This window comes from Arthrobacter senegalensis (assembly GCF_059091765.1).
In genome coordinates this window covers 370,586-380,651 of the sequence record NZ_JBNHGZ010000002.1, presented here as the reverse complement: position 1 = coordinate 380,651, position 10,066 = coordinate 370,586, and the positions used below count along the sequence as shown (strand labels likewise).

At 68.8% G+C, this 10,066-nt stretch carries 7 protein-coding genes and 1 riboswitch; of the genes, 2 read left to right on the top strand and 5 right to left on the bottom strand.

All coding sequences use genetic code 11. The annotated features are described in order from the left end of the window. Positions 1-10: 10 nt before the first annotated feature. Positions 11-508 carry a CoA-binding protein gene (locus AC5RVG_RS07165; RefSeq protein ID WP_494013300.1) on the bottom strand — a complete coding sequence of 166 codons (498 nt, stop codon included), beginning with the start codon at positions 506-508 and terminating at the stop codon, positions 11-13. Continuing rightward, a complete protein-coding gene (locus tag AC5RVG_RS07160; protein ID WP_494013299.1) occupies positions 505-1,980 on the bottom strand; it encodes an O-acetylhomoserine aminocarboxypropyltransferase/cysteine synthase family protein in 1,476 nt (491 codons plus the stop codon). The genes AC5RVG_RS07165 and AC5RVG_RS07160 overlap by 4 nt, the downstream gene beginning before the upstream one ends. A gap of 92 nt (positions 1,981-2,072) precedes the next feature. Beyond that, a riboswitch (SAM riboswitch) is annotated at positions 2,073-2,167 on the bottom strand. A gap of 282 nt (positions 2,168-2,449) precedes the next feature. Here AC5RVG_RS07160 and malQ point away from each other — a divergent pair. Then, positions 2,450-4,651, top strand: a complete 2,202-nt coding sequence (malQ, locus tag AC5RVG_RS07155; RefSeq protein WP_494013298.1) for a 4-alpha-glucanotransferase — start codon at positions 2,450-2,452, stop codon at positions 4,649-4,651. Between the two features lie 200 nt (positions 4,652-4,851). Continuing rightward, a complete protein-coding gene (locus AC5RVG_RS07150; RefSeq protein WP_494013297.1) occupies positions 4,852-5,682 on the top strand; it encodes an endonuclease domain-containing protein in 831 nt (276 codons plus the stop codon). A 197-nt stretch (positions 5,683-5,879) separates the two neighbouring features. On the opposite strand, the gene AC5RVG_RS07145 is transcribed toward AC5RVG_RS07150, so the two are convergent. From AC5RVG_RS07145 to AC5RVG_RS07135, 3 genes are read right to left on the bottom strand one after another with little or no spacing between them, the layout of a single operon-like run. After that, on the bottom strand, positions 5,880-8,033 hold the full coding sequence (locus AC5RVG_RS07145; RefSeq protein WP_494013296.1) for an acetate--CoA ligase: 2,154 nt from the start codon (positions 8,031-8,033) through the stop codon (positions 5,880-5,882). Next, positions 8,009-8,932: an ABC transporter permease gene (locus tag AC5RVG_RS07140; protein ID WP_494013295.1), complete on the bottom strand. Its 924-nt coding sequence runs from the start codon at positions 8,930-8,932 to the stop codon at positions 8,009-8,011. Before AC5RVG_RS07140 ends, AC5RVG_RS07145 begins: the two co-directional genes overlap by 25 nt. Continuing rightward, entirely contained in the window at positions 8,932-9,981 is a 1,050-nt protein-coding gene (locus AC5RVG_RS07135; protein ID WP_494013294.1) for an aliphatic sulfonate ABC transporter substrate-binding protein, read from the bottom strand. Before AC5RVG_RS07135 ends, AC5RVG_RS07140 begins: the two co-directional genes overlap by 1 nt. Positions 9,982-10,066 lie beyond the last annotated feature (85 nt).

The following is a 10,066-nucleotide window of genomic DNA, read 5'->3' as shown; positions in this document are numbered from 1 at the left end:
GGGCGCCCGCCTAGGCGGTCAGCTGCCGCTTGGAGGAAATCACGCCGGTGTCGAAGCCGGCCAGGTGCAGGCCGCCGTGGAAGCGGGCGTGCTCGATCTTCACGCAGCGGTCCATCACCACGTTCAAGCCGGCGGCCTCGGCCCGGGCCGCGACCTCTTCGTGCCAGGAGCCCAGCTGCAGCCAGAGCGTCTTGGCGCCGACGGCCAGGGTTTCCTCCAAAACGGTGGGCAGGTCGTCGTGCCTGCGGAAGACGTCTACCAGGTCCGGCACCTCGGGCAGGTCCGCCAGCGACTTGTACACCGGCTGGCCCAGGATCTCCTTCGCCACCGGGTTCACGAAATACACCTTGTACGGCGAGCTGGACAGCAGGTACGTGGCCACGAAGTAGCTGGCCCGGCTCGGCTTGTCCGAGGCGCCGACAATGGCGATGGATTTGGTGTTGCGCAGGATGTTTAGACGCTCCGCGGCGGACGGGCCGATCCAGGTGCGTTCCGGTGTCGCGGTCACTTGGCGGCTCCTTCTTCGGCTTCGATCAGTTCTTCGACGGACTCGACCACGCGCGTTCCGGGCTCTGTCCGGGGGGAGCGCTCCGCCGGGATCGCGCACGACTCGCCGGCATAGCTGGGCGAGGCGAACTCGGAGCTGTCGAACGCGGCGTCCTCATGGTCGCGGCTGGGGCCGTGCTCGGCGCCGGCCTGCTGGGAGGCGGCCAGCGCCTGGTCCAAATCCCAGAGAATGTCGTCCACGTCTTCCAGACCCACGGAGATGCGGATCAGGTCCTCGGGCACGCCGGCAGCCACCAGCTGGTCGGCGGTGAGCTGCTGGTGGGTGGTCGATCCCGGGTGCAGCACCAGGGTGCGGGCGTCGCCGATGTTGGCCAGGTGGCTGGCCAGCTGCAGCGATTCGATGAACTTCTGGCCTGCGGTGCGGCCGCCCTTGACGCCGAAGCTGAACACGGAGCCCACGCCCTTGGGCAGGTACTTCCGGCCCCGCTCGTAATGCGGGTGCGCGGGCAGGCCGGCGTAGCTGACCCAGGAGACGCGCTCGTCGGCTTCCAGCCACTCGGCCACGGTGCGGGCATTGGCCAGGTGCTCGTCCATCCGCTGCGCCAGCGTCTCCACGCCCTGCAGCAGCTGGAACGCGGACTGCGCGGACAGCGACGGGCCGATGTCGCGCAGCTGCTCGGACCGGAGCTTGGTGAGGAAGCCGTACTCGCCGAAGTTGCCCCACCAGGACACGTTGCCGTAGCTGGGCACCGGCTCGGTCATCTGCGGAAACTTGCCGTTGCCCCAGTTGAAACGGCCGGATTCGACGACGACGCCGCCCAGGGTGGTGCCGTGGCCGCCCAGGAACTTGGTGGCGGAGTGGATCACGATGTCCGCGCCGTGCTCGATCGGGCGGATCAGGTAGGGCGTGCTCAGGGTGGCGTCCACGACCAGGGGGAGCCCGGCGTCGTGCGCCACCGCGGCCAGGCCGGCGAGGTCCGCGATGTCGCCGGACGGGTTGGCCACGATCTCGGTGTAGACGGCCTTGGTGTTCTCCCCGATGGCCGCGGCGAAGTCGGCCGGGTCGTTGGAGTCGACGAACGTGGTTTCCACGCCGAACCGGCGCAGCGTCACGTCCAGCTGGGTGATGGTGCCGCCGTAGAGCTTGGACGAGGCCACGATGTGGTCGCCCGCCCCGGCCAGGGCCGCGAAGGTGATGAACTCGGCGGCCATGCCCGACGACGTGGCCACCGCGCCGATGCCGCCCTCGAGCGAGGCGATGCGCTCCTCGAACGCGGCGACCGTGGGGTTGCCGATGCGCGAGTAGATGTTGCCGTACTTCTGCAGCGCGAAGAGGTTCGCGGCGTCGTCGGTGTCTTTGAACACGAACGAGGTGCTCTGGTAGATCGGTACGGCCCGGGCACCGTGCTCGGCGTCGGGCGTGCCGCCGGCGTGCAGGGCACGGGTGCGGAAACCGAATGTGCGTTCAGCCATCAGGCGGTTGCTCCTTCAAAACTTGGGTTCCCGGAATGACGGTCCTGGCGGTACCGTGCAGGCACCGTCCGGATCAAAGATTGCTTGCGCTCTCTCCATCGCTTCTGGCGGTAGCACCTTTCCGGTGGCGTCCGGATGGTTGCTGCGGTGTCAAAGAGCCAGATCTCTCAACCGCTCGGGATGGTCCCGTCCATTCTCGCAACCAACGGCCGCGGCACCAAAAAATGTTTAGCCGCGTTGCGTCCGGGCTGTGGGCGCCCGGGCCCTGAGGCGGCACGCCGTGCGGTTGCCCGGGCTTGCGGCGGCCCGGCACGACGGCGGTGCCCGCCTTCGCCCGCACGCCGCGCAATGCCCGGCTTGCGAATGCCCGGCACGACGGCGGTGCTTCGCCTCTCGCGGCCACTATCTTCTCAGGGCCGGCCGAGGAGGGACGTTCCCGCGTCCGGACAGTTCACCGTAGATTGGGTCTATGGCTGAACTTTCGGCGCTGCAGCGCCTCGCGGGGAAACATGGCGTTGGCATTACCTTCCGCGGCTGGGATGGCGGCGAGAAAACAGTCAGTGAGGCAACGCTGGTTTCCGTCCTCACCGCGCTCGACGTCCCCTGTGCCACCGACGACGATGTGACGGCTTCCCTCCGGGCCGCTGAACTGGCACCGGTGCAGCGCACGCTGCCGCCCGCCGTTGTCGTCCGCCAAGGCAGTGCCACCGAGGTTCCGGTCAATGCGCGGCCCGGCATCCGTCCGCGGGTCCGGATCCTGCTGGAGGACGGCTCCCGGCGCGACGTCGAGGTGCTGGCCGGCGGGCGGGAGGAGTCGGAAGATGCCTCGCCTGTTCGTTTCACTGCGGTGGTGCCCGCGGACATCCCGCTGGGCTGGCACACGCTGGAAGTAGCGGAATGGTCGGAGTCGATGGAGGCCGGAACCGGCGCGACCCCGGACCGGTCGGAGGCGGTGGAGGCCGGGACCGGCGCGGCGCCGGAAATGCCGGAGTCGATGGAGCCCGGAACCGGCGCGGCCCCGGAGCCATCCGACAGCGAGGCACGGTGTGCCCTCGTGGTCACCCCGCGGCGCCTGACCACCGCCGACCGCCTTCCCCGGACATGGGGGTTGATGGCACAGCTGTACTCCGTGCGCTCGCGGTCCTCCTGGGGCATCGGCGACCTGCATGACCTGGCCAGCCTCGCCGAGACGGCCGCGGCCAAGGGTGCGGGGTTCGTCCTGATCAACCCGCTGCACGCGGCGCAGCCGAAACCGCCGGTGGAGCCCTCGCCCTACCTGCCCTCCACGCGCCGGTTCGTCAATCCCCTGTACCTGCGGGTCGAGGACGTGCCCGAAGCCAGCGGCGTCCCGCTGGCCAACAACTTCCACGACGCGAACCTGGACGCCGTCATCCTGGACCGCGACCCGGTTTTTGCGGCCAAGCTGCAGGCTCTGGAAACGGTCTTCGCGGTGCCCCGGTCCACGGAACGGCAGCAGCGGTTCGAAGCCTTCCGCGCGCAGGAAGGCGAGGGGCTGGAGCGCTTTGCCCTGTGGTGTGCCATGGCCGAAACTGTTCCGGCCGGGGCACCGGAGTGGTCCGATGCCGCTTTCGTCGAAGCACAGCGGAGCGAGCTGAAGGACCGCAGCGAGTTCCATCAATGGCTGCAGTGGCTGTGCGACGAGCAGCTCGAGGCGGCGCAAGCCAGCGCCCTCGATGCGGGAATGAACATCGGGATAGTGCACGATCTCGCCGTCGGCGTCCATCCAACCGGCGCCGATGCCTGGACGTTGCAGGATGTGCTGACGCCCGGCATCTCCGTGGGCGCGCCGCCGGACATGTTCAACCAACAGGGCCAAGACTGGTCACAGCCGCCGTGGCATCCGCACCGCCTGGCCGAATCCGGCTATGTTGCCTACCGGGATATGCTGCGGACCATCCTGCGGCACGCCGGCGGCATCCGGGTGGACCATATCCTCGGGCTGTTCCGGCTCTGGTGGATCCCCGCCGGCAGCCCTCCCGGCGAAGGCGCCTACGTTTACTACGATCACGAGGCCTTGATCGGCATCCTCGCCCTGGAAGCGGAACGGGCCGGCGTCGTCGTTATTGGTGAAGACCTCGGGGTGTTCGAGCCGGGCGTGCAGGACTACCTGGCCGAGCGCGGCATCCTGGGGACCTCCATCCTGTGGTTTGAGTACGAGGACGGCAGCCCCCGCGCACCCGAGCGCTACCGCCGATCCTGCCTGACCAGCGTCACCACGCACGACCTGCCGCCTACCGCCGGCTACCTGGCGGGCAAGCACGTGGAGTTGCGTGAATCGCTGGGCCTGCTGAACCGGCCCGTGGAGGAGGAACGGGCTTTGGACCAGGCAGCCCAAGAGGCAGTGCTCTCCACGGTGCGCTCGCGGGTGCCGGCCGCGCCACAGCACGACGACGGCGCCGGCCCCGCCGCCGAACAACGCACCGTCGAGGCGCTGCACGCGTTCATCACGCAGACCCCGTCGGTACTGCTGGGCGTTGCGCTCACGGACGCTGTGGGGGAGCTTCGGACCCAGAACCAGCCGGGCACCGCCGACGAATACCCGAACTGGCGGATCCCGCTGGCCGGGCCGGACGGGGCGTCGGTCCTGATCGAGGACCTGGCCGCCAACGAGCGGTTCAACTCGCTGGTGCGCGCCCTGCGTCAGGATTAGGCGGGTCCACGCCGAGCCGGGAAGCCCCTCGCGGCCCCGCCGGAGGACTGGCAGGTTCAACTGGGCCGGGAAGTCTTCGGCGCCGGCGATGCAGTCCGTTCGCAGGTGTTCGGCGGCCGCTACTCATTGCTGGTCATCCGATGTCCACAATTTCGGGCCGGCAGTGGTGGCGGCCGAAGGGTGCGGTCATCCTCGATTACATGCAGACTCCCGAAATGATCGCCGGCTGGGTGGCGAAAAGAGGAGGAACAGCCCTCGTTAGGGACCTGCGCCGGGCGGGCATCGGACCGGATGCGATCAAGGTGGCCGTCGCGTCGGGCGCCGTGACGTCCCTTCGACGGGGGCTAGTAGGCACTGCCAATGCGGATGCCGATCTGCGCATCGCGATGATGGCTGGCGGGCTCATCACCTGCGTCTCGGCCGCCGGGGAGCTGGGACTCTGGACAGTGAAAGACCCGCCCCAATTGCATCTCTGGGCGGACCATGGCAGACAACCTGAGACCGTGATCAAGCACCGTGGCAGGCTCGCAGCCGAGGGGAGGTGGGGTTACGTAGGGACCCTGGATTGTGTGCTGCACGCAATCCGCTGCCGGCCGCGCTTGGAGGCGCTGGTTATAGCCGAGTCAGCGGTACGCCTCAGACGGGTTTCGAAGGCAGAGCTTATGGATCGTCTGCCGGGAACACGAAACAGCTTGCGGCGGCAGTTGGTGCAGGGCATAGGCCATGACGCCGACTCGCCGTTGGAGGTCATTGCCCGGGAACTCTTTCGCGCTGCCGGGCTCCACGTGGAAACACAGGTGCTGATCCGGGGGCTCGGGCGGGTGGACATGCTGGTGGAAGGCCGCCTCATCATTGAGTTGGACGGATTCGACTTCCACTGGGATCGCGCGACCTTCCTCAAAGACCGGAGACGGAACAACGCGGGCATGCTCAGAGGGCTGCCTACCCTTAGATACGTTTACGAAGACTTGGTCTTCGCGCCGGAACGCGTGGTCGCGGAGGTCCTGACGATGCTGCGGAGGTCGGCCTGACGGACCAGCCTGGGTTCGCTCCCACGTATAGGACAAACTTCCCTCGTTTCGGAAGGGTCATATCGCCCTGACTAGGAGAAACGTCGTGAGCCTCCGCTGAGACGTGGGAGCGAACGGCCGGTGACGCCAAGCGGCCGGCCAAAACTTGGGGAGTTTTGGCCGGCCTCGGGTGGCACGGCCGGTGAAGGCGGAGAAGTTTAGCGTGCGTCGCAGATGGCCTTAATCTGGGCGATGCACGGCTCGTTCTGCAGGCTGGTCGTGTCGCCCAGCTCCGTCCCCTCGAACAACTGGGTCAGCAGCCGGCGCATGATCTTGCCGCTGCGGGTCTTGGGCACGTCGGGGACGAACACCACGTCGCGGGGCTTGGCGATAGGCCCGATCTGCGTGGCAACGTGGTCCCGCAAGGCCGCAATTGCCGCGGCCTGCTTCGTAGTTTCCGCGGCCTGCGCGGCCGTCGCCGTTCCGGAGGCCGGACCGGCCTCCGGCTGCTCAGGGGCCTGCGCTGCGGCCGTCAGCCCCGCAACCCTCGTCCCGATCAGCGACTTGTCGCGCGGCACCACGAAAGCCGTGGCCGCGTGTCCCGTTTTGGCGTCGTAGGTCGGGCAGACGCCGGCCTCAACCACCGCCGGATGTGAGACCAGCGCGGACTCGATCTCGATCGTGGACAGCCGGTGCCCCGAGATGTTGATGACGTCGTCGGTCCGGCCCAGGATCCAGGTGTCGCCGTCGGCGTCGAAGCGGGCGCCGTCGCCGGCCAGGAACCAGCCCTGCGCCGCGTACTTTTCCCAGTAGGACGTGAAGTAGCGCTCCGGGTTGCCCCACACGGTCCGCGCCATCGCCGGCCCGGTCCTGGTGACCACAATGTTGCCCTGCTCGCCGGCACCCACCCGGGCGCCGCCGTCGTCCACGATATCCGTGGCCAGCCCCGGCAGGGCGCGGGTGGCGCAGCCGGGCTTGAAGGACGCATCGGTCTGGCGCGGCGAGAGCACAGTGGCCCCGGTCTCCGACTGCCACCAGGTATCCACCATCGGCACGCCCGACGAGGGGTCCCCGGCGACCAGCGAATCCCGCCCCACTTGGGTGCGCAGCCAGCGCCAGGCCTCCGGGTTCACGGCCTCGCCCACCGTGCCGCACAGGCGGATGGAACTGAGGTCGTACTCGGCCGGAATGCCGTCGGGGAACCAGCCCATCAGCGACCGGACCAGCGTGGGCGCCGTGTAGTAACTGGTCACGCCGTAGCGCTCGATGACCTCGAAGTGCCGGCCGGGGTGCGGGGCGTTCGGCACGCCCTCGTAGATCACCTGCGTGACGCCGTTGCTCAGCGGCCCGTAGATCTCGTAGGTGTGCGCGGTGACCCAGGCCAGGTCAGCGGTGCACCAGTGCACGTCGTCCTCGCGCGCGTCCGGGTCCGGGTTGCTGAACAGGTACGAGTGGCTGAACGAGGCCTGGGTCAGGTAGCCGCCGGTCGTGTGGACCAGGCCCTTGGGCTGGCCGGTGGTGCCCGAGGTGTACATGATGAACAGCGGCGTCTCGGCGTCGAACGCCTCGGCCTCGTGGACGCGCGGCTGGGTCTCGACGACGTCGTGCCACCACACGTCGCGGCCTTCCACCCAGTTGATGTCCGTGTGGCCGGTGCGGTTGATCACCAGCACGTGTTCGATCGCGTTCTCGCCGGAAACCGCCGCATCCGCGTTGGCCTTGACCGGGACGGCGGTGCCCCGGCGGTACTGGCCGTCGGTGGTGACCAGGAGTTTGGCGCGGGTGTCCTCCACCCGGAACTTCAGGGCCTCCGCGGAAAAGCCGCCGAAGACCAGCGAATGCACCGCCCCGATCCGCGCGCAGGCCAGCGTGATCACGACGGTTTCCACCAGCACCGGCAGGTAGATGACCACGCGGTCGCCCTTGCCGACGCCCAGCGCCAGCAGCGCGTTGGCGGCCTGCGAGACCAGCTCCTGAAGCTCGCGGTAGGTCACCGTCCGGCGGTCGCCGGGCTCGCCCTCGAAGTGCAGCGCTACCTTGTCGCCCAAGCCGGCTTCGACGTGACGGTCGGCGCAGTTGACCGCGGCGTTCAGCGTGCCGCCGTCGAACCAGCGCAGCTCGGGTCCCCGCCGCGCGGCGCTGTCCGCCGGGGTCACGGAGTGCGCAGTGTGCCACGGCTCGGCCCACAGAAGCCGGGCCGCCGCGCGCTCCCAGAACTCAATCCGCTCGGCCTCGGTCTGCGGCTCCGGCCATTCGGTTACCCGGTCGAGGTACGGCGCCGGCCCTTCCTGACCGACGACGGCGGTGCTCCCGGCGGCGCGGCGGCCGCCGGCGGTTTCGGCTACTTCTATGCCCATCTCTTGACTGCCCATTTCTCCGCGACTCCTAGGAGCGCGTCGGTGATCTTGCCGATGATGGCCAACAGGACGATGGCCAGCAGCAGCCGGTCGGTGCGGCCGTTGTTCTGCGAATCCGTGAGCAGGAAGCCCAGGCCCATGGAGGAGGCGATCAGTTCCGCCGCCACCAGGAACAGCCAGGCCTGGGCCAAGGCCAGCCGCAGCCCGGAGAACACGGCGGGCACCACGGCCGGCAGCTGCACGGTGGTCAGCAGCTTCACGCCCTTGAGCCCGAACGCGCGGCCGGCCTCCACCAGGTTCTTGTCCACGTGGCGCAGCGCCAGCGAGACGGTGGTGAACACGGGGAAGAACGCGCCGATCAGGATCAGCGTGACCTTGGAGTCCTCGCCGATCTTCATCCACAGGATGAGCAACGGCACCCACGCCAGCGACGGCACCGCGCGCAGCGCCCCGATGGTAGGGGAGAGCAGCACATCGGCAACCCTGGACAGCCCGATCAGCGCGCCGAAGACCAGGCCGAGGGCGGCGCCAAAAGCGAAGCCGAGCAGCACGCGCTGCGTGGAGATGGCCACGTGCTGCGCCAGTTCGCCGCGCTGGATCAGGTCGACGGCGGCCTCGACGACCGCCGCAGGGGCGGGCAGCTGGACCGAGCTGAACAGGCCGGCGGAGGTGCTCCACTGCCAGGCGGCGAGCAGGGCGGCGGGCAGCAGCAGGCCAAGGAGCAGGCGGGCCCAGCCGTTGCCGAGCACCCCGGTCGGGGACCATCCGTGGGCGGGGAAGCGCTCGGTTGAGGGGCCGTCCTGTTCCGGCCGGGGCGCGCCCGCGGTTTTGAGGACGCCGGTGGCCGCGAGGCCTTCCTGGCCGGTGGCGTAAACGCTGGCGCCGGAGGCGCCGGGATTACCGAGGTGCGTCATCAGGATTCCTTGATGGCCGACGGATCGGCCTGCTTCACCAGCGAATCGTCGAGCAGGGTGGCGAGGGCCTCGTCGATGTCGGCCTGGCTCTTCACGTCGCCGGTCTCGACGAATGCCGGACCGACCTTCGCCAGCACGGCGCGCTGCTTCTCGCCCGGGGCCGCCTCAACGTCCAGGTTGCTGCGCTCGGTGATCACCTTGGTGGCGACCTCGAGGTCCAAGCCGGCGACGTCGGCGAGGATCTGTGCCGTTTCCTCGGGATTTTCGGCGGCCCAGGCGCGGGCCTTCTCGTACGCGTTCACTACGGCCTGCGCGAGTTCCGGCTCCTCCTGCAGGAAGGACTCAGTGGCGTTCAGGAAGCCGTAGGTGTTGAAGTCCAGGTTCCGGTAGAACAGTTCGGCGCCGTCCTGTTCGGCGCCGGCCATGATCGGATCCAGGCCGGACCAGGCATCGACCGAGCCCTGCTTCAGCGCGGTCAGGCCGTCGGCGTGCTGCAGGTTTTCCACGGTGACGTCGTCGGCGGAGAGGCCGGCCTCTTCCAGCGACTGGAGCAGGAAGAAGTAGGGGTCGGTGCCCTTGGTGGCGGCCACGGACTTGCCCTTGAGGTCCTCGACGGACTCGATGCCGGAGTCGGGCAGCGCCACGAGGGCGGCCCATTCCGGCTGCGAGTAGAGGCTGATGGTCTTGATCGGCGAGCCGTTGGCACGGGCCAGCAGCGCCGCGGAACCGGCGGTGGAGCCGACGTCGACCGCTCCGGAGCGCAGCGCCTCGTTGGCCTTGTTGGAACCGGCCGACTGCACCCAGTTCACCTCGACGCCGTCGTCGGCCAAGGTGGCCTCCAGCCAGCCCTTTTCCTTGATGACCAGGCTCAGCGGGTTGTAGGTGGCGAAGTCGATGTTGAGCACGCCATCGCCGCCGCCTTGGGCCGCGGTGGCTTCGGAATCCTCACCGGCAACGCAGCCGGTCAGGGCCAGCGAGGCGGTGGCGGCAACGGCGGCAGCGCCGAGGAGCGGGCGGCGGGAGAATCGGCTGGCAAGAGCAAGAGACATGGTGGTTCCTTTGGATGGGGTGCGGAACAGGAGAAATTCCGCTACGGATGACTTTCGGGCGCGAACGGCCCGGGCATTGCGTGAT